The 18,660-nt window shown below is 39.9% G+C and carries 20 protein-coding genes and 1 tRNA gene; 1 reads left to right on the top strand and 20 read right to left on the bottom strand.

Annotated elements, in window-relative coordinates:
- Window positions 1–52: 52 nt before the first annotated feature.
- The 4 genes from U8D43_RS13070 to U8D43_RS13055 form a co-directional block, all read right to left on the bottom strand.
- Complete coding sequence (locus tag U8D43_RS13070; RefSeq protein ID WP_335871622.1) at window positions 53–1,075, bottom strand: sugar-binding transcriptional regulator; 1,023 nt, start codon at window positions 1,073–1,075, stop codon at window positions 53–55.
- A gap of 130 nt (window positions 1,076–1,205) precedes the next feature.
- A complete protein-coding gene (locus tag U8D43_RS13065) occupies window positions 1,206–1,445 on the bottom strand; it encodes a glutaredoxin family protein (protein ID WP_335871621.1) in 240 nt (79 codons plus the stop codon).
- A gap of 87 nt (window positions 1,446–1,532) precedes the next feature.
- A complete protein-coding gene (rpoN, locus tag U8D43_RS13060; RefSeq protein ID WP_335871620.1) occupies window positions 1,533–2,804 on the bottom strand; it encodes an RNA polymerase factor sigma-54 in 1,272 nt (423 codons plus the stop codon).
- Window positions 2,805–3,127: 323 nt separating this feature from the next.
- Window positions 3,128–3,199: transfer RNA gene (locus tag U8D43_RS13055), tRNA-Arg, on the bottom strand.
- A gap of 247 nt (window positions 3,200–3,446) precedes the next feature.
- Between U8D43_RS13055 and clpP the strand changes: the two genes are divergently transcribed.
- Window positions 3,447–4,040 (top strand): ATP-dependent Clp endopeptidase proteolytic subunit ClpP, encoded by a 594-nt coding sequence (gene clpP / locus U8D43_RS13050; RefSeq protein ID WP_335871619.1) that lies wholly within the window; start codon window positions 3,447–3,449, stop codon window positions 4,038–4,040.
- Window positions 4,041–4,412: 372 nt separating this feature from the next.
- Here clpP and U8D43_RS13045 read toward each other — a convergent pair whose 3' ends face one another.
- From U8D43_RS13045 to U8D43_RS12970, 16 genes are all read right to left on the bottom strand, one after another.
- Complete coding sequence (locus U8D43_RS13045; protein WP_335871618.1) at window positions 4,413–4,670, bottom strand: HPr family phosphocarrier protein; 258 nt, start codon at window positions 4,668–4,670, stop codon at window positions 4,413–4,415.
- 25 nt (window positions 4,671–4,695) lie between these two features.
- Window positions 4,696–5,649 (bottom strand): DNA-binding protein WhiA, encoded by a 954-nt coding sequence (gene whiA, locus U8D43_RS13040; RefSeq protein ID WP_335871617.1) that lies wholly within the window; start codon window positions 5,647–5,649, stop codon window positions 4,696–4,698.
- A gap of 59 nt (window positions 5,650–5,708) precedes the next feature.
- Complete coding sequence (mgfK, locus tag U8D43_RS13035; RefSeq protein WP_335871616.1) at window positions 5,709–6,680, bottom strand: gluconeogenesis morphogenetic factor MgfK; 972 nt, start codon at window positions 6,678–6,680, stop codon at window positions 5,709–5,711.
- The gene (rapZ, locus tag U8D43_RS13030; RefSeq protein ID WP_335871615.1) at window positions 6,677–7,570 is read right to left on the bottom strand and encodes an RNase adapter RapZ; all 894 of its coding nucleotides are present in this window, start codon (window positions 7,568–7,570) and stop codon (window positions 6,677–6,679) included. Before rapZ ends, mgfK begins: the two co-directional genes overlap by 4 nt.
- A gap of 18 nt (window positions 7,571–7,588) precedes the next feature.
- Window positions 7,589–8,056, bottom strand: coding sequence for an 8-oxo-dGTP diphosphatase (locus U8D43_RS13025; protein WP_442893608.1), 468 nt, complete (start codon window positions 8,054–8,056; stop codon window positions 7,589–7,591).
- A 311-nt stretch (window positions 8,057–8,367) separates the two neighbouring features.
- Window positions 8,368–9,312, bottom strand: coding sequence for a thioredoxin-disulfide reductase (gene trxB / locus U8D43_RS13020; RefSeq protein ID WP_335871614.1), 945 nt, complete (start codon window positions 9,310–9,312; stop codon window positions 8,368–8,370).
- Window positions 9,313–9,422: 110 nt separating this feature from the next.
- Window positions 9,423–10,937 (bottom strand): tetratricopeptide repeat protein, encoded by a 1,515-nt coding sequence (locus U8D43_RS13015; RefSeq protein ID WP_335871613.1) that lies wholly within the window; start codon window positions 10,935–10,937, stop codon window positions 9,423–9,425.
- A 238-nt stretch (window positions 10,938–11,175) separates the two neighbouring features.
- The gene (gene hisIE, locus U8D43_RS13010; protein ID WP_335871612.1) at window positions 11,176–11,823 is read right to left on the bottom strand and encodes a bifunctional phosphoribosyl-AMP cyclohydrolase/phosphoribosyl-ATP diphosphatase HisIE; all 648 of its coding nucleotides are present in this window, start codon (window positions 11,821–11,823) and stop codon (window positions 11,176–11,178) included.
- The gene (hisF, locus tag U8D43_RS13005; RefSeq protein ID WP_335871611.1) at window positions 11,820–12,575 is read right to left on the bottom strand and encodes an imidazole glycerol phosphate synthase subunit HisF; all 756 of its coding nucleotides are present in this window, start codon (window positions 12,573–12,575) and stop codon (window positions 11,820–11,822) included. The genes hisIE and hisF overlap by 4 nt, the downstream gene beginning before the upstream one ends.
- Window positions 12,569–13,291, bottom strand: a complete 723-nt coding sequence (hisA, locus tag U8D43_RS13000) for a 1-(5-phosphoribosyl)-5-[(5-phosphoribosylamino)methylideneamino]imidazole-4-carboxamide isomerase (RefSeq protein WP_335871610.1) — start codon at window positions 13,289–13,291, stop codon at window positions 12,569–12,571. Before hisA ends, hisF begins: the two co-directional genes overlap by 7 nt.
- On the bottom strand, window positions 13,288–13,911 hold the full coding sequence (hisH, locus tag U8D43_RS12995) for an imidazole glycerol phosphate synthase subunit HisH (RefSeq protein WP_335871609.1): 624 nt from the start codon (window positions 13,909–13,911) through the stop codon (window positions 13,288–13,290). Before hisH ends, hisA begins: the two co-directional genes overlap by 4 nt.
- Window positions 13,912–14,511: an imidazoleglycerol-phosphate dehydratase HisB gene (gene hisB, locus U8D43_RS12990; RefSeq protein ID WP_335871608.1), complete on the bottom strand. Its 600-nt coding sequence runs from the start codon at window positions 14,509–14,511 to the stop codon at window positions 13,912–13,914.
- An 11-nt stretch (window positions 14,512–14,522) separates the two neighbouring features.
- On the bottom strand, window positions 14,523–15,791 hold the full coding sequence (gene hisD / locus U8D43_RS12985; RefSeq protein WP_335871607.1) for a histidinol dehydrogenase: 1,269 nt from the start codon (window positions 15,789–15,791) through the stop codon (window positions 14,523–14,525).
- Window positions 15,781–16,422, bottom strand: coding sequence for an ATP phosphoribosyltransferase (hisG, locus tag U8D43_RS12980; protein WP_335871606.1), 642 nt, complete (start codon window positions 16,420–16,422; stop codon window positions 15,781–15,783). Before hisG ends, hisD begins: the two co-directional genes overlap by 11 nt.
- Window positions 16,416–17,597, bottom strand: coding sequence for an ATP phosphoribosyltransferase regulatory subunit (locus U8D43_RS12975; protein WP_335871605.1), 1,182 nt, complete (start codon window positions 17,595–17,597; stop codon window positions 16,416–16,418). The genes hisG and U8D43_RS12975 overlap by 7 nt, the downstream gene beginning before the upstream one ends.
- A gap of 519 nt (window positions 17,598–18,116) precedes the next feature.
- Window positions 18,117–18,659: an acyltransferase gene (locus U8D43_RS12970; protein ID WP_335871604.1), complete on the bottom strand. Its 543-nt coding sequence runs from the start codon at window positions 18,657–18,659 to the stop codon at window positions 18,117–18,119.
- Between the last annotated feature and the right edge of the window lies 1 nt (window position 18,660).

The following is an 18,660-nucleotide window of genomic DNA, read 5'->3' as shown; positions in this document are numbered from 1 at the left end:
GAAAAACTTCCTCCTTTAATAGATAACGCTGTTTTATATATTTCAAAAGGGACTACCCTTTTAAAAGCTCTTTTGCGGCTCCTTCATCCGTTATTAAGACGGTATTGGAAGGGGCACTTTTTAAGTATGATCGAATGGCCTTTGCCTTCGATGTTCCACCTGCTACAGCAAATACATTGGGGATATTAGCCAAATCACGAAGTTGTAGCCCAATTGTTGGTACTTTGTGAACCACTTCTCCTTGTTCGTTAAAGTAATACCCAAAAGCTTCGCCAACAGCTTGTTTAAAAGTGATTTTTTCAATATCTTCTTCATTGGTTCTACGGCGTTTGGCCATCGAGATAGCCTCACCAATTCCATGAAGAACAATATTAGCAGATGTAATTAAATTCATTACCTCACGAATGTCAGGCTCTTTCATCAAAGAGTGATACACTTCTTTACTTACTTGATCAGGCACATACAAGACGCGATGCTTGGCACCTGTCACTTCTGCCATTTGAGCGCAAATGGTATTGGCTTGATTTTTCACATCTTCACCGATGCCACCTCGAGCCGGTACAAACAAAATTTCATTTTCAGAAAATCTTGCTGTCAGCATTTCAGCAACGGTAGCCATTGTCGAGCCACCCGTCACAGCGATGATATTATTTCCTTCTAATCGCTTTTTCATACTTAAAGTGGTTGCTCTTCCCATTTCTTCTTTCACCCATAATGACTCGTCCGACTCACCAGGTACAATGACAACTTCTTGGAGCATAAACTGCTTTTTGATTTTCTGCTCCATTACATTAATTCCAGATATCTCTCGCATTACACCTTCAAGTTCAAGTAATAATGTAAATCCCTCTTCAGTAATGCTCATTCCCTCCGCTTTGATCGCAATGAGATCTTGATTTTTCAAAAAATCGACCTCACTTCTCAAAACGCGCTCGGTTAACCCTAAGGCTCCACTCAAGCTTCTTCTCCCGACCGGTTGTAAAAATCGAATCGATTGAAGAATATGATACCTTTTTTGCATAATCTCTAGCAGGTCAGGTAATAATTGCTTTTGAATATCAATCATCGATTTCATATAAAAGCTCCTTCAAGGTTAATGGTCAACATACGTCCCAGTAAGACATATTGTGTCCCAGTAACGCTAAAAAAATTTATCCCTGCCTCTAATTAGTATTGTATCAGGGTTGTTTTTAATATTCAACTCACTATTTAGCTTGTAAGCGTTTACTAATTGAATAAAAATCGACAAATCCAAATTGCACAATTTCCCCTTGACATTCAACGACTGGTATCATAAGCCCATATTTTTCTGTCCATTCCTCACGGCTTGCAATATCCCGCTCGATTAGGATAAATGGGATCTCTTCTTGGACTAATAATAAAGTCCGTTTCGCCTCTTCACATAAATGGCAGCTTTCTCTTGTGTAAAAAATAATTTCCTTCAATTCTTCTCGCCTCCTTATTCAAGGCTCTTTTCGCATTTATTTATGTTTTTGACATGGAAACAACAATAATCCTTGCGAAAACAACTTTTATGTATATCGTTTTCTTTTCGTAGACGACGGAATCCCGAGTTGGTCTCGGTATTTTGCTACCGTTCTTCTTGAAATGAGAATACCCTTTTCGCTTAGTGTTTGGCAAATCTTTTCATCCGATAACGGTTTTAATTTATTTTCCTCGGTCACAATTGTTTGCACTAACTCTTTCACCTTTCGAACGGACACGTCGGATTGTTCGTCCCCTATTCTCGTCGAAAAAAAGAAATTCAATTCAAAAGTGCCAAAAGGTGTTTGAATGTACTTTCCTCTAACTAAGCGGCTAACGGTTGATTCGTGCACGCCGATATCTTCTGCAATCTGTTTTTGTGAAAGTGGATTGAGTGCTGAAGGACCATCCGTTAAAAATGCACGTTGATGATGAACGATACGATATCCAATAGCTAATAGACTCATATTGCGATGCGCAAGGCCTTGAGAAATCGATTCATAATGGCGCTTTCTATCATCTAAAAACGTCTGAAGCTGCTCATCTTGATCAGCACGATACTCTCGAAAACTAGCATCTTGAAAAGAGATAACGGGTACATTTCTTTCATTAATAATTACTTCGAATTCATCCCCTTTTAGGTTTACCAATAAATCGGGCGTAATATAGTTGATGGCTTGCTCTGAAGCTTTTTTTACAGGATAGAGGTGCAGCTGAGCGATTTCATCTATTGCCGTTTGGATTTCCACGATTGATACTGATAATAACTTCGCTAAAGGACGCCACTTTTCTGCTACAACTAACGAAAATCCTTGTTCAACAATTTTTTTTGCTAAGGATGAACCATTCTTTCGAGAAAGCTGCAAAAGCAAAGATTCTTCAATACTTCTCGCACCAATTCCTGCCGGCTCTAATTTTTGAATTTCTTCAATATAAAAGGAGATTGGCTCCATGGACAAAGGCAGATTATTGAAATCAGTAATCTCAAAAAATCCATTTTCATTGATATACTGAATTAAGACACGGAAATTTCTCAATTCTTCTTTAGAAAACGCTTTCAAATGTAATTGTGAAAAAATCTCTTCTTCTAAGCAAAATGAAACGGGTGCAGCCGTAAGCTCCGTCCAATCTGACGATAAACCCTTCGATTTAGAGCCAGACTCTTCTTTTTTTACAGAAAGAAAGGGATTTTCCAACACTTGGTCTTCAAGAAAGTCTTCTAGCTCAAGTGTAGACATTGACAACAATTCAATAGACTGCCTCAAGCTTGTAGTCATTTTTAGTTTTAGCACTTGAGATTGTATTTGCTTGAGTTCCATCTACTTGCCTCCTATCACTTTTTCACCATTTTCCCATAATTCTGTCTATTTAACAAGCGGTGAAAACCTACAAGAACGACATAAGATGATCCAACCTTCAATCATGAGTCGGCGGTTCATGGAGGTAGGCATCTAACTAACGACCCAAATTTACACTTTCTTATCTTACCAAAAGAATTGACTTCGGTGCATCCCATCGTCTATTTTTGAACAAAACCCATTCTAAAGTGGCTGATTCCATCGATACGTAATTTGAATAGCAACAATGTATACAAAGCCGTAAAAAAAAACCTCTCCCCTTAATAGGGAGAGGTTTTCAGTTATGCCCTCGGAGGGAATCGAACCCCCATTTTAAGAACCGGAATCTTACGTGTGATCCATTACACTACGAGGGCGCAAATATAAGTGGTACGATTTCATATTATAATGGACATCTAGCAATTAAGCAATAGTTTTTCCTAGTTTTAAAAGAGGAAGAAGTGGGTATGATGGAGAATGTTACTGTAGCCTTTATTCAAAGCAAAGCACAATAAATTGTTAAGGCGAAACGTTTGACCTTCATTGACCATCAGTGTATCATTAATTTACATAAGCAAACTACAAGCAGGTACGCCTGCTCATATTAAAAAGGAGGAAATAAGAATGAACTTAATTCCTACAGTTATTGAACAAACAAATCGCGGTGAGCGTGCATACGATATTTATTCACGCCTGTTAAAAGACCGAATCATTATGCTTGGGAGCGCAATCGACGATAATGTAGCCAACTCCATTGTCTCACAATTGTTATTCTTAGAGGCTGAAAACCCAGAGAAAGATATCTCTATCTACATTAACTCTCCAGGTGGTAGTATCACTGCCGGAATGGCGATTTATGACACGATGCAATTTATTAAGCCTAAAGTGCAAACAATTTGTATCGGTATGGCAGCCTCTATGGGAGCCTTCTTATTAGCTGCAGGTGAAAAAGGACATCGCTATGCTTTACCGAATAGTGAAGTTATGATTCATCAACCACTTGGCGGTGCCCAAGGTCAAGCAACAGAAATTGAAATTGCCGCAAAGCGCATTTTATTCTTACGTGAAAAATTAAATGGCATTCTTGCTGAACGTACAGGTCAAGATCTTGAGGTCATCAGCCGTGACACAGATCGCGATAACTTTATGACAGCAGAACGTGCTTTAGAGTATGGTTTAATTGATAAAATCATGACACGCCACGATATATCGAAATAAGTACTTTTTTTAACGCTCTGATCAAATGCTTTGTAGCTCTTGGCACTAAGAAAACACAAGTAGTAAGAGTATTTCGGATAATTTCCTAATGAAGAGTCTTTCATTTTTTCGGTATCCAAGTTTATAGACTGATTCGAAAATAGCTTTTTTCAAAATTCATCTCCCATTCTTCCGGAGGTGAATTTTTTTGAGAGGACCTTTTTGCATTATGTTGCGGTATTGAATTTATTTATTCCCAGAAACGTTCATTGTACCAGTAGTACAGTGCAAAACACCGAAACAATGCCCGAAATCATTCTTTTAGGGGCTGCAAGACTAGGTCGAAAAATATGAAAATAAAAAACAGCCGCGACGAGCTGTTTTTTTGTTTTATTAGACTTCCTTTATTACGAATTCACTTAGCGCGTTGATGGCTTCATTTTCGTCATTTCCATCGGCAATCAGTGAAACGGTCGCCCCGGAGCTAATCGCTAAGCTCATAAGCCCCATAATACTCTTGGCGTTAACTTTTTTTCCGTCTTTTTCTAAAAAAACTTCAGATGAAAAACGGTTTGCTTCTTGTACAAAAAGAGCTGCTGGTCTCGCTTGCAAGCCCGTTTTTAGCTTAACTTCTATTTTTTTCTCAACCATGTCACTTTTCTCCCCTTTATATTTTTCATGTTTTTTGTGATACAGATTCACCTGCACGAAGACGATCCGCTATTTGATCAATCTTTCGTAATCGGTGGTTTACTCCCGACTTACTCACCGTTCCTCCTGACACCATCTCACCTAACTCTTTTAATGTAACATCTTGATAGGCCACCCGGAGCTCAGCGATTTCTCTTAATTTATCTGGGAGAATATTTAGACCGACCACTGCTTCAATAAAGCGAATATTTTCCACTTGTCGTAGAGCCGCTCCAATTGTTTTATTTAAATTGGCTGTTTCGCAGTTCACTAGGCGGTTGACAGAATTACGCATATCACGAACAATCCGAACGTCCTCAAATCGCATCAACGCATTATGCGCGCCAATTACATTTAAGAGTTCCGTGATTTTTTCTGCCTCTTTTAAATAAGTAATGAAGCCTTTTTTCCGCTCTAACGTTTTACTGTTTAAACCAAATATATTCATTAAATCTGATAGAGCTTGATTATGCTCTTCATAAAGTGAAAAAATCTCTAAGTGATAGGAAGATGTTTCTGGATTGTTCACGGAGCCGCCAGCTAAAAATGCTCCTCGTAAATAACTTCGTTTGCAGCACTTTTTCTTTATAAGTTCAGGCGAAATATTATAAACAAACGTAAATCCTTCTGCTAAGATCATTAAATCTTCTAAAATTTGTTTAGCACCCTCATTTAAACGGACAATATACACATTGTTTTTCTTTAAGCGCATTTTTTTCCGTACCAATAATTCAACGGGAGCTTGATAAATCTTTTTAATCAATGTGTAAATCCGTCTAGCAATCGCTGCATTTTCTGTTTGAATATTAACAATGAGCATACGATTCGAAAAGGAAAGGGAGCCATTCATGCGAATTAATGCAGATAATTCGGCTTTTGCACAACAATGTTTCATTTCTATATTCGTTAATTCTTTCTTCGTTTCAGATGCAAACGACATACCCTTCACCTCCTGGTACAAACGGTTGCACATAGTAACCCTATAGGATAGTCTACTATTTAATTATGCTTCTCGTCCTCTAATAATGTGTAGATAATCTTCGCTACTTCATCTGTATTGTGTCGAATATACTCTCCTTCATATGAAAGGATATTCTTATATAGCACGTCTAGACCTAATTCTTTCAAGCGATCTATATCATACACGACTGGTTTAGCGAGCTCTTCCTTGTATTTCATCTGAACTTCTAACGGAACCTCTTCATTATTCACTAATATTATATCAATAAACTGAGAGTTCATGTGATGATAAATCGCTTTCACATGATCACTTGCGGTAAAATCAAGGGTTTCACCTGCTTGTGTCATAATATTACATATATACACTTTCTTCGCCTTGGCCTTGCTAACCTCTTCTCCTATTTGCGGGACAAGTAAATTAGGTAAAATACTAGTGTACAAACTTCCTGGTCCAATGATAATTAGGTCTGCTTCTCGAATAGCCGTTATCGTTTCAGGTAAAGGGTCTGTTTTTTCTGGTGTTAAAAAAACCTTTTTGATTTTCTTTCCTGAGTAAGGAATTTTTGATTCTCCTGAAACAATCGAACCATCTTCCATTTCGGCATGAAGAACTACACTTTGATTCGCTGCAGGTAGCACTTTACCTCTTACATTTAAGACACGGCTCATTTCTTGAATGGCATGAACAAAATCTCCAGAGATAGAGGTTAATGCGGCAATTATTAAATTCCCTAGTGAATGACCTGTCAATTCATTTGTCGTTTGAAACCGGTGTTGAAATAGCTGTTCAATGAGTGGCTCTACGTCGGATAATGCAGCTAACACATTGCGAACATCTCCCGGTGGAGGGATATCTAGATCATTCCGGAGACGACCTGAACTCCCTCCATCATCCGCTACAGTCACAATCGCTGTAATATCTAACGGGTATTTCTTCAATCCCCTCAATAGGACAGGTAGCCCTGTGCCACCACCTAGAATGACAATTTTTCGTTGATCAGGAATTATCATGTTGTATTTTCCTTTCTCCTCTCAACATCACGATGGAATACTTCTGTTTGATAATCTTCGCCAAAATACTTCGAGAAATGCTCGGCTAGCGCGACTGATCGATGCTGTCCACCGGTACAGCCAATCGCAATGACCAACTGACTTTTTCCTTCGCGTTTATAGTGAGGAAGCATAAACGTAAGTAAATCTGCTGTTTTTTCAATAAACTTCTGAGTTTCATTCCATTTTAAAACATAGGTTGAGACATCTTCATCTAAACCTGTTTTTGGTCTCATACTATCAATATAGTGAGGATTCGGTAAAAAACGGACATCAAATACAAGGTCAGCATCAATCGGTATTCCGTGTTTAAAACCAAATGACATCACATTGACCGTAAAAATCGATTGCTGATTCGCAGAAAACTCGGTTAAGATTTTTTCTCTTAACTCTCGCGGATTCATGCTTCCTGTATGATAAATCATTTGCGCGCGCCCTTTTAGCTCCTCTAACAATTCACGTTCTTGTTTGATTCCCTCTAGGGGTAAGCCTGTAGGAGCAAGCGGATGATTTCGTCTTGTTTCTTTGTATCTTCTCACCAAGGCTTCATCATCTGCATCTAAATAAAGAATATGCGGTGTAATCCAAGACGTTTCTGCAAGATTATCCAATCCCTTTAATAAATGCTCAAAGAACTCTCGTCCACGTAAGTCCATCACGAGTGCGACTTTATTCATTTTACTTCCAGACTCTTTCATTAGCTCTAGAAATTTCGGTAATAGGGTTGGAGGTAGGTTATCTACACAAAAGAAGCCCAAATCCTCAAAACTTTGAATTGCAACTGTTTTACCAGCCCCCGACATCCCTGTAATAATCACTAATTGCACATCACTTATTGATCCCGTACTCATGACAATCCCCCGTTTCTTTTAACTCGGATCTAACCGATAAGAAAGCAATTTAAAATCAGGTGTATACGTAAACGTTCCATAAATAATGCCTTGGCCGTGAATCATATAATCCAAAATATGATAATCACCTTCTGCCATAGGCAAATCCTTTAGGCTTCCAAACGGATGCCAACCAATTTGCCCTTCATCGGTCTGTTTTAGATTGACTCCATCCCCATCTTCGGCAAAAAACGTAAACATCATCCATTCTGATACTAGTTGTTCTCCATCTTTAATAATAAATGTAAAAATACCCTTGAGAACGGGTGAACGAAGATAAATTCCTGTTTCTTCTCGGTATTCACGGATAACCGCATCTCTCACCGATTCACCTGGCTCCATCTTGCCTCCTGGAGCAACCCACCAGCCTCTTCTTGGTTTTTTCAGTAATAATACTTGGTCATCTTTTAGGTATAAACAATTCGTCACACGTTGCAACATAATCACCTCGATGCTTCTGTCATTCGAAAGCCTTTATCGTTCCTTATATTATACTATTTTTAGAAAACACTCACAATGGATAAGAACGACAAGCGAAATGGCGACAAAATTAGACAAAGGCAAAAAAAATAGACACAGGATTCTCCTGTGTCTTCTACGGGATTTATTTCTTAAAGGGGGTCAATTTCTTACTCTTATATTACCCCATCATTGTTTCACTACTGTTACAACCTGTTTAAAACAGCATTACGCTTTTATTAAGTTGTCCTCGCAATATTCGACAACCACTATAGCGTTGTCGAATATTGTCTAGTTGATTATATTTTCAACTTTTCTTTAAGTTCTTCAATATAATGTTGAACACTTTGCGCAGCAATACTTCCATCACCGGTCGCCGTCACAATTTGACGTAACGTTTTTTCCCGGACATCCCCCGCTGCAAAAATTCCGTCTACTTTTGTTTCCATGCGTCCATTTGTTTCAATATATCCAAACTCGTTCGTAATCCCTAAATTAATAAACGGTTTGGTTAATGGGTCCATGCCAATGTAAATGAAGACACCTTGAGCTGGAAATTCTGTTTTCTCCCCATTTTCAGTAGACACAAGCGTGACGCTGCCAACTTTTCCGTCTTTATCATTGATTTCTTGAATTGTATGATTCCAAATGAAGTCGATTTTATCATTTTGGAACGCGCGATCTTGCAAGATTTTCTGTGCACGAAGTTCGTCACGACGGTGAACAATGGTGACTTTGTTAGCAAAACGCGTTAAATACACGCCTTCTTCGACAGCAGAATCTCCTCCACCAATGACAACCAAGTCTTTACCTTTAAAGAACGCACCATCACAAACGGCACAATACGATACGCCTCGCCCACCAAGTTCTTTTTCACCTGGTACACCAATTTTTTTGTACTCTGCTCCGGTTGTGATAATTACTGCATGAGCTTTGTATTCTTTTGAACCTGCTTTGACGAGCTTATACTCTTCCCCATCAACAATTTCTTTTATGTCCCCGTAGGCATATTCAGCTCCGAATTTTTTCGCATGTTCAAACATTTTATTCGAAAGATCCGGACCTAAAATATGATCAAAACCTGGATAATTCTCGACATCCTCAGTGTTAGCCATTTGGCCACCTGGAATACCTCGCTCAATCATCAAAGTAGAAAGATTTGCACGAGATGTATATACTGCAGCGGTCATCCCCGCCGGACCCGCACCGATAATAATGACATCATAAATGTTCTCTTCAGTCACGACACATCACTCCTTTTGTCCTAATTCGATAGCCTTGTATCGTTATAGTAGTAGTATTTCCTATCTATTCTTATCCTATAAAAAACGAGCATATTCGTCCACGAATATGCTCAAATCAAGTATTTATTAACAATCTTAGTATATTTAGCTAATGTAGCAGGTGATATTCCGTATTTTTCTGAAACCTCTTTTTGAGTTGTTGCTTCCGAACGAAGCTTAAGCCAAATATATTCTGTTGCGGCAGCGAAAGCACGGGCATTTGTAAACGACTCTCCACCATTCAAACCATTTATCCCAATCGTAAACCATAATAAATATAAACCCGATGAAACAGGATCAACCGGTTGATAATATTTGTACAAATAAAGAGCTGTTTCTTGCAGTTTACAAATACGGGCATCGGGTTCAAAAGCCGAAGATTTCTCTTTCTGAAGAATCTCTGCTAAATACAATTTCTCTAACAAGTTGAACTCTGATATATTAGTGAAATTAGGGTGAGATAACATCTGCTTCTGCTTATCACTTACAGACAGTAAAAATAAGCCAAATATTCGCTCCTCTTGGTGTTTACTTTTTAGTTTTTTTAATAGTGAAGGAATATGGTTTTCAAACCCTTCAACCGTTTCATTCTGGTCGATCCAAGGTTCTTCCCCTTCTTTTTCCGGACTTTCAAGCAACACTTTTTTCCATGCATTTCGAGCAGATTCTTCATGACCGGTAAAGTACGCTGCTTTTGCCAACCAGTAGTAAAAGCCGGTTTCTGTATCATAGCCTTGCTTTTGTAAATTTTTTAACCATTGATAGGCTAACTCGAATTTTCCGATTAATGCAAACGTTGCCCCCAATTTGAAGCGATGCTCAAAAGCAATTGGACGAACCTTCTCAAGACCTTTAACAATCTCAGTCAATTTTGTTTGCTCTTGTTGATAGAAATGAAACACTGCTAGGTTGCAAAGAGCATGTAAATTTCCTGGGTTTTCCTCTAACACTTTTTCCAGGATTTCTTTTGCTTTTTCCAATTCCCCTAAATAAAAATGTGCTAAAGCTAGGTTATTGTAAGCGGACCAAAACTCTGGAAACTCTTCAATGACTTCTTCTAAAAGCGCTATAGCTTTTTGGAAATTTCCTGATTCTAAAAGCTTTCTTGCTTCATCTTGCTTTGAGATTAGCTCGTCTTGTTCATAAAGTGTCTCTAACGACTCATCTGAATCGAGTTCTAGTAAATCTAATAAATCTTCGGCATCTTCATTAAATTCACCGATTTTATCATGCTCTAAGTATTGGGTCACATGCGTATATGCTTCCTTAAACAAACCTAAATGAGCATAATTATTCGATAAAAAATAATGACATTCAGTCATATGAGGATCCAGTTCTTCTACAATGACGTGAAGAAGTTCGTTTGACTGTTGGTAATCGCCAAGTTCTGTTTTCACGATGGCTAATTGGCATGCAATCATTGGTTCAAGTGGCTCTAGTTGAAAGGCCCGCTCTAAATATTTTGATGACTTTTGGAGCTCTTGACGATGGTACGCCTTTACTCCCTTATTAAAATAGTATTCTCCTGTTGGAACAAAAGAGACTAGTTTCCCTCTTTCTTTTTGTGCTCTTAAGCCTTTTCTCATGTATTTCCTCCGAACGTATTATTAACTACAGTAGTATACCATATCTAGTATGTTTGCTAAACATCTGTTGGAAGAAATTTATTGGAAATCCTCAAGGTAGCTAGAGAGGGGCTCAGTAACAAAAGACGAAAAGATGCCCCGAAAGAACGCTTTTTACAGGTTATTATCTGGTTCGTAAAGCAACAAATTTTACGAAGTTAGCCGTAAAAAAAGAACCGCATGTATGCGATTCGCCATTTTATTTCTTCTGACGTTCTGCTAATACATTCAGCACGTCTTGAAACGGTAATTTTTGCTCTTGAAGTAGGACTAGAAGGTGATAGAGGAGATCGGCTGTCTCCCATGTTAATTCTTCCTTATCTCGATTCTTTGCCGCAATAATGACTTCTGCACTCTCTTCGCCGACTTTTTTCAAAATCTTATCAAGTCCTTCTGAAAATAAATACGTTGTATAGGCTCCTGCAGGCATGTTTTGCTCTCGCTCTGAAATAAGCTGTTGCAGCGTCTCTAAAATGTTGTTTTCTTCCGGCTGTTCTCCCTCGCACTCATCTCTCTGATAAAAGGAGGGAGTAAAACAACTGACTTCGCCTGTATGGCAAGCTGGTCCTTCTGGTTTTACTAAGGCTAAAATCGCATCCTTATCACAATCAAAGCGAAGCTCGACAATGGATTGTGTGTTTCCGCTACTAGCTCCTTTATGCCAAAGCTCGGCTCTTGATCTACTATAGAACCAAGTTTCACCGGAATCAATAGACCTCCGCAATGACTCCTTCGACATATATGCCAGGGTAAGTACCTCTTTGGTTTTAGCATCCTGCACAATCGCCGGGACAAGTCCTTTTTCATCAAAGACGATGTCCTTCACAAAATCTGAATCTATTTTCATCGTACAACAACTCCTTTTGTTTTCAAAAAACGCTTCACCTCTTGAACACTCGTTTCTTCATAGTGGAAAATGGAGGCTGCTAAGGCTGCGTCTGCCTTGCCACTGGTAAAGGCGTGGAAAAAATCAGCTGCACTTCCCGCTCCTCCAGAAGCAATGACTGGAACCGAGACCGCTTCACTGATGGCTTTTGTCAATGCGAGATTATATCCATTTTTTCCGCCGTCGGTATCCATGCTGGTTAGTAAGATTTCTCCCGCTCCACGATTAACAGCTTCCCTTGCCCATTCGACAGCTGAATAGTCCGTTGGTGTGCGACCCCCATGTGTGTGTACACGCCAGCCAAGCTTGTCGTCTTGCTTGGCATCAATCGCAACGACGATGCATTGAGAACCAAAATACCTGGCTCCCTCAGTAATTAACTCCGGCCTTAAAACTGCGGCTGTATTTAAGGACACCTTATCTGCACCTGAACGAAGAATTTCTTTCATATCACTTACTGAATGAATACCTCCACCAACGGTAAAAGGGATGGCGAGTTCTGAGGCAACAGCTTTCACCACATTAACCATCGTTTTTCTGCCTTCATGTGTAGCAGATATATCTAAGAAGACTAGTTCGTCTGCTCCTTGTTTATCGTAAATTTTCGCTAACTCAACAGGATCCCCTGCATCGCGTAGCTCGACAAATTGAATGCCTTTTACGACCCTTCCCTCTTTAACGTCTAAACATGGAATAATTCGTTTTGTTAGCATGTAGTGACCTCGATGGCATCTCGCAAAGAAAATCGCTTCTCATAGAGTGCTTTTCCCACAATAGCCCCTTGTATGTTTGACTTCATCCCCAATTCCTTGAGATCGGCTAGTGAACTTACTCCGCCTGAAGCAATGACCTGTTTCCCGGTTACTTCACCAAGCTTTGCTACTGCCTCAATATTTGGCCCTGAAAGCATCCCGTCTGTTGCAATGTCTGTAAAAATAAACGTTTCCGCCCCTGCTTCTACTAACTCCTGGGCTAAATCAATCGCCGTTAGCTCAGAGGTCTCTTGCCAACCTTGGGTAGCCACATAGCCATCTTTCGCATCCAGACCGATGACAATTTGATCTCCGTAATTGACTAACCATTCTTTCACTAACGATCGATGCGATACAGCTAGGCTACCGATAATCACACGCTTCACACCATTATCTAAGTAGTAGCGAAGGTCGGCCTCTGAACGAATTCCCCCTCCTACTTGAACGGAAACGTTTAACGTATTCGCCACCTGGCAAACAAAATCGCGATGAATGGTGTCGCCATCTTTTGCACCGTCCAGGTCAACCATATGTATCCACTGAGCTCCGTTTTTCACAAAGTGCTCTGCTCTCTCTAAAATATCGCCGTAAATCGTTTCTTTTTGGTAATCCCCCTGCTGAAGGCGAACACATTTGCCACCAAGCATGTCAATAGCTGGATAGATCGTCAAACTCATGCGATCACAATTCCTTTCTGGACCAGTTCCGTAAAGTTTTGCAATAATCTCATGCCGAGAGACCCACTTTTCTCCGGATGAAATTGCATCCCGATAATATTTTCTTTTCCTACGATTGCAGGAATTTCTACATGATAGCTGCAAGAAGCCAGAAGTTCTTTGGGAGCAAATTCCGTTACATAATACGAGTGAACAAAATACACATGCTGTTGTGGTAACTTGTTTATGAGTGGGGAAAAACCATTATAGCGAAGAAGGTTCCACCCCATATGAGGAACCTTTACCTCCCCCTTAGGAATGTGCCTTACTTTTCCTTTTAAAAGAGAAAGACCCGTTGTATGTCCATTCTCCTCACTTTCTTCATATAAAAGTTGCATCCCAAGACAAATCCCTAAAACGGGTTTCCCAGAAGCAGAGTAGTTTTTTAGCAAACGATCTATTTTCTTTTCTTGCAATAACTTCATCGCATCTTTAAAGCTGCCGACACCTGGTAATATAAGTCCATCTGCTTGCTGTAATTCCTCTACTGATTCAGAAAGAAAATAAGGAATATTCAAGCGGTGCAAAGCTTTGCTGACCGAAAAAAGATTTCCCATTCCATAGTCAATAATCCCAATCATTTATAATATCCCTTTCGTCGAGGGAATCCCTGTTACTCTTGGATCAATCGTCGTCGCCTCATCTAACGCTCGGGCAATTGCTTTGAAGATGGCTTCGATGATATGATGCGTATTTTGACCGTAGTGGACAATCACATGCAAGTTCATGCGCGCTTCAAGTGCAAGTTTCCATAGAAATTCATGAACTAACTCGGTATCAAACGTACCCAACTTTTGGCTTGGAAAAGATGCTCTCATTTCTAAATGGGGACGATTGCTTACATCTACCACCACTTGTGCTAGTGCCTCATCCATCGGGACAAAGGCACTCCCATAGCGCTTAATTCCCTTTTTAGATCCTAAGGCTTCTTTTAGGGCTTGTCCAAGGCAAATTCCAATATCCTCCGTAGTATGATGATCATCCACATCGGTATCTCCTTGGGCATTCAGGGTCAAGTTAAAGTGACCGTGCTTTGTGAATAGCTCCAACATATGAGTCATAAAAGGGACATTCGTATTTATTTCGGCCTTCCCTTCTCCATCAACCGCAAATCCTAGAGATATATTCGTTTCAAAAGTTTGTCGGTTAATCGTTGCGTTCCTTTCAACTATCCCTTCCATCATATGTCCCCCTATTTCAAATTTCTGATTTCCACTGCTCTAGCATGTGCTTCTAGTCCTTCTAAGCGCGCAAATGAGGCGATTTTTTTACCGTTTTGTTTCAGAGCTGCTTCACTATATTGAATAATGCTTGATTTTTTCACAAAATCATCCACTGAAAGAGGACTAGAAAAGCGGGCTGTCCCGTTTGTCGGAAGAACGTGATTGGGACCAGCGAAATAATCGCCAATTGGTTCTGAACTGTAGGGCCCGATAAAAATTGCTCCAGCATGACGAATTTGCATGGCCGTTTCGAAGGCATTTTTCGTTATCACTTCAACATGCTCTGGTGCTAGTTTATTCACAATTTGAATGCTCTCAATACTATCTCTCGTCACATAAATCCGTCCATGGTGCTCTAACGCTTTTTCGGCAATTTCTTTCCGGGGAAGCGTGGCGAGTTGTTTTTCTAATTCCGTTTTCACATTTTCAGCCAGACTTTCAGAAGAAGTTACCAAAATTGCACTGGCTCGTTCATCATGCTCCGCTTGTGAGAGTAAGTCAGCCGCAATCTGAGCCGCCTCACCGCTTTCATCCGCTACTACCACGATTTCACTGGGACCGGCAATCATATCGATATCCACCATCCCAAAAACGGATTTTTTCGCTAACGCAACATAGATATTTCCCGGTCCAACAATTTTATCAACCGGTTGAATGGACTCGGTTCCATAGGCTAATGCCGCAATCGCATGGGCGCCACCTAGCTTATAAATTTCATGAACACCCGCAATCTTGGCTGCTGCTAAAACACCGGCTGGAATGTTGCCATCTTTCTTAGGTGGTGAAACCATCACAATCCGCTCGACTTTGGCTACTTTTGCCGGCATCACATTCATCAAAACAGAAGAAGGGTAAGCAGCTGTCCCCCCTGGCACATAGACACCTACTGAATCGAGCGGGGTCACTTTTTGACCGAGCAACGTGCCTTCGTCATCTGTTGTAAACCACGATTGTGAGGTTTGTTTTTCGTGAAAATTGTATATATTTTGAGCCGCCTCTTCTAGGATGTTAATCATGTCAGAATCCAGCGACCTAAATGCTCGTTCAATCTCCGCTTCGGTTACACGAAATTCTGCTAATTGGACCGAATCAAATTTTTCTGTAAAGGAATAAAGCGCTGCATCTCCAGCGACTTTTACTTTGTCTATGATTCTATTAACCTCTTGTTGTTGCTGAGCGGTTCCACTTTCAACTGAACGTTTCAGCGATGCTGTTATCGTTGCTTTTTCAATCCTCATGCCCTCCCCCCGTTTCTCCAATGACATTACATAATCGTTGTACCAAAGCGGATATTTGCGCAGATTTGGTGCGATAGCTAACGGTGTTTACAATGAGTCTAGAAGTTATATGGGCGATTTTTTCATATTCAATTAATCCATTTGCTTGGAGTGTTTGTCCGCTTGATACGATATCCACTATTCGGTCAGCTAACCCAATAAGCGGAGCGAGCTCAATGGAGCCATTTAGTTTAATTACTTCCACTTGTTCTCCTTGTTCACGAAAAAATGAGGAAGCTACATTCGGATATTTCGTCGCTATTTTTGGCGCAACTTCATTCATAATCGTGTCTGGAAGTCCCGCAACCGCTAGATAGCATTCACTTATATGCAAATCGAGTAACTCATATACATTTCGTTCTTCTTCTAAGAGCACATCTTTTCCTGCAACCCCAAGATCAGCCACACCATATTCTACATAGGTAGGAACATCCATAGGTTTTGCTAAGATAAACTGTAGATTTTCTTCATCTACATCTATAATCAACTTTCGTGAATCCTCGAATGCGGGTGGAAGCTTGTATCCCGCTAAGTCGAGTAATTTGACTGCTTCATTAAAAATTCTTCCCTTTGGCATGGCAATGGTTAGCATCTATTACTACCCTCTCCGTTTAAAAAATACACTTGTTGATAGGATGTTATAAATTTCCCAACATCCTCTACCCCGTTCATATCCTGCATGACCACATTCACACCTATTGCCCGTTTTTCGCGAACGAATTGAAGGGCTTCCTTTCTCCATCCCTCTTGAAACAGAACAAGCTCACATTCGTTTACAGGTTGGATCGTTCCTTCAAGTGCTTGCAGAAGATAGTTCATTGAGATCGCAAAACCTGTTGCTGCAACCGTTTTTCCGAATTTAGTGAGTAAATGATCATAACGCCCTCCATTTCCAATCGGAAAACCGACAGAATTGGCAGATACCTCAAACACTAGACCTGTATAATAGCTCATATGGCTAACTTGACCAAGATCAATTTTTATTGAGGTTGCCACACCATATTCGTCTAACTGCTCCCATAACAAGGATAATTCATCTAATGCGTTTCTGGCTTCTTCTGAACAAACTAGATCATAAGCTATTTGTAAGCAATCATTTTTACCAGTAAGGGATAAAAGTTTGGAAAGTCGATGCTTATCTAGGGATGAGAGCGATAATGACTGGACGTATGTTTCGAACCCTACATAGTTTTTATCAAAAAGAAAACGTTGCAACTCGTGTACCTGCGAGTCATTTCCCAACACTTCATTCAAAAGAGATTGAACAAAACCAATATGCCCAATCGATACTATAAACGAGTCTAATTGCAGGCCATTCAAGGAAGAAATCATAAGAGCGATTACTTCCGCATCCGCGCTGATTGTTCCATCACCAATGCATTCAATTCCTAATTGCTCAAATTCTGCTGCTTTCCCACCTTCTCTTTGCTGCGCTCGATACACCTTTGAATGATAGGCAAGTCGGAGGGGATTACGCGTACTTAAGAGCTTAGATGCAGCCACTCTTGCGATCGGGGCTGTCATATCTGGACGTAATACGAGGGTGTTTCCCTCTTGATCTAATAGTTTAAATAACTGTTCTTCTTGTATCGCCGAGGCCATCCCAACTGTATTGTAATACTCCAAGGCAGGGGTTTCTAAAAAGGAATATCCCCATAAAGTCCATTCTTTCTCCATCTCTTCTTTGATCATTTTTATTTTTTTATATGTAATTGGAAAGGTGTCTCTCATTCCAAGTGGTTTTTCAAACATAAATATTTTTGTCATCTTTCGTCTCCTTTCATCCCATTCAAACCGGTGTTTTAATACCTAACATGAATTAAATAATCGATCCTTGCTGATGAAGAATCCCTTTGATGGATGTATCAAGTAATATTAAATTATCAAATTACTTTATCTCGCTAATATACTACCAAGTTAAAGTTAACTGTAGTTTAACGTGCATTTTACCTTACGTCAACTGTTAACTGGACATCATTCAACACATACAGACAGCTTCATTTATTTACAAATAGGAAGGTGGCAAAAGTTCTATGGAAGATAATATGAAGGATTTATTTCCCTAGTTTGTTCCTTTGCCAAAACTGCCTAATAAAATTATCGTATGCATTGTGGCTATTACATCTGATTTTTGATTAAATCCTCCATTTCACAGTTTGTTTCCCTCAAAATTAGACGAAATGATGCCACGAAACAAAGCTATTCAATCATGATAAACTGATACGAAAAGCAACAAACTTTACGAAAATAGACTTAAAAAAAGCCTGCACCCAATGGTAGCAGACTTCACGAAATACTATTCATTTCTCCATAAATGCGATCATCTTTCCAACGTTCTTTTAACTCCTCTTTGCTATAAATGATTTTCATCGGGTTCCCTCCGACAAACGAACCCTCAGGAACATCTTGATGCACCAGCGTACCCGCAGAGACAATCGCTCCATCTCCTATTTTCACACCCGGCAATATTGTGCAATTGGCTCCAATCATAACCTCACTGCCAATGTCCACTTCACCCAAACGATATTCCTTGATTAAATATTCATGCGCGAGGATAGTGGTATTATAGCCGATGACCGTGTTTCGACCGACAGAAATTTTTTCTGGGAACATGACATCGAGCATCACCATTAAGGCAAATGAGGTTTGCTTCCCTATTTTCATGTGTAGAAACGTACGATACATCCAGTTTTTCATCCCCAAAAAAGGGGTGTATCGCGCCAGTTGAATGACCGCAAAGTTTTTTACAACCTTGATAAACGGTACCGTCTTATACACATGCCAGAGCGAATTAGCTCCCTGAACTTCGTAGCGCGTGGTACGCCTCATT

Origin of the sequence: Bacillus sp. 2205SS5-2, from assembly GCF_037024155.1 — a bacterium.
In the GTDB taxonomy this organism is placed as follows: domain Bacteria; phylum Bacillota; class Bacilli; order Bacillales; family Bacillaceae_K; genus Bacillus_CI.
Note: the sequence above shows the minus strand (reverse complement) of the source record. Positions and strands in the feature narration are given on the sequence as shown.

Bases quoted from the DNA above. Each gene is read 5' to 3' on its own strand.
- hisD (WP_335871607.1), bottom strand. From the start codon at position 15,791: ATGAGGATTGAAAAAGCAACGATAACAGCATCGCTGAAACGTTCAGTT.
- rpoN (WP_335871620.1), bottom strand. From the start codon at position 2,804: ATGGAACTCAAGCAAATACAATCTCAAGTGCTAAAACTAAAAATGACT.
- hisF (WP_335871611.1), bottom strand. From the start codon at position 12,575: ATGCTAACAAAACGAATTATTCCATGTTTAGACGTTAAAGAGGGAAGG.
- hisB (WP_335871608.1), bottom strand. From the start codon at position 14,511: ATGGAAGGGATAGTTGAAAGGAACGCAACGATTAACCGACAAACTTTT.
- clpP (WP_335871619.1), top strand. From the start codon at position 3,447: ATGAACTTAATTCCTACAGTTATTGAACAAACAAATCGCGGTGAGCGT.
- rapZ (WP_335871615.1), bottom strand. From the start codon at position 7,570: ATGAGTACGGGATCAATAAGTGATGTGCAATTAGTGATTATTACAGGG.
- hisH (WP_335871609.1), bottom strand. From the start codon at position 13,911: ATGATTGGGATTATTGACTATGGAATGGGAAATCTTTTTTCGGTCAGC.
- U8D43_RS12975 (WP_335871605.1), bottom strand. From the start codon at position 17,597: ATGACAAAAATATTTATGTTTGAAAAACCACTTGGAATGAGAGACACC.
- hisA (WP_335871610.1), bottom strand. From the start codon at position 13,291: ATGAGTTTGACGATCTATCCAGCTATTGACATGCTTGGTGGCAAATGT.
- U8D43_RS13070 (WP_335871622.1), bottom strand. From the start codon at position 1,075: ATGAAATCGATGATTGATATTCAAAAGCAATTATTACCTGACCTGCTA.
- U8D43_RS12970 (WP_335871604.1), bottom strand. From the start codon at position 18,659: ATGAGGCGTACCACGCGCTACGAAGTTCAGGGAGCTAATTCGCTCTGG.
- hisG (WP_335871606.1), bottom strand. From the start codon at position 16,422: ATGCTAACCATTGCCATGCCAAAGGGAAGAATTTTTAATGAAGCAGTC.
- U8D43_RS13045 (WP_335871618.1), bottom strand. From the start codon at position 4,670: ATGGTTGAGAAAAAAATAGAAGTTAAGCTAAAAACGGGCTTGCAAGCG.
- U8D43_RS13015 (WP_335871613.1), bottom strand. From the start codon at position 10,937: ATGAGAAAAGGCTTAAGAGCACAAAAAGAAAGAGGGAAACTAGTCTCT.
- whiA (WP_335871617.1), bottom strand. From the start codon at position 5,649: ATGTCGTTTGCATCTGAAACGAAGAAAGAATTAACGAATATAGAAATG.
- mgfK (WP_335871616.1), bottom strand. From the start codon at position 6,680: ATGATAATTCCTGATCAACGAAAAATTGTCATTCTAGGTGGTGGCACA.
- hisIE (WP_335871612.1), bottom strand. From the start codon at position 11,823: ATGAAAATAGATTCAGATTTTGTGAAGGACATCGTCTTTGATGAAAAA.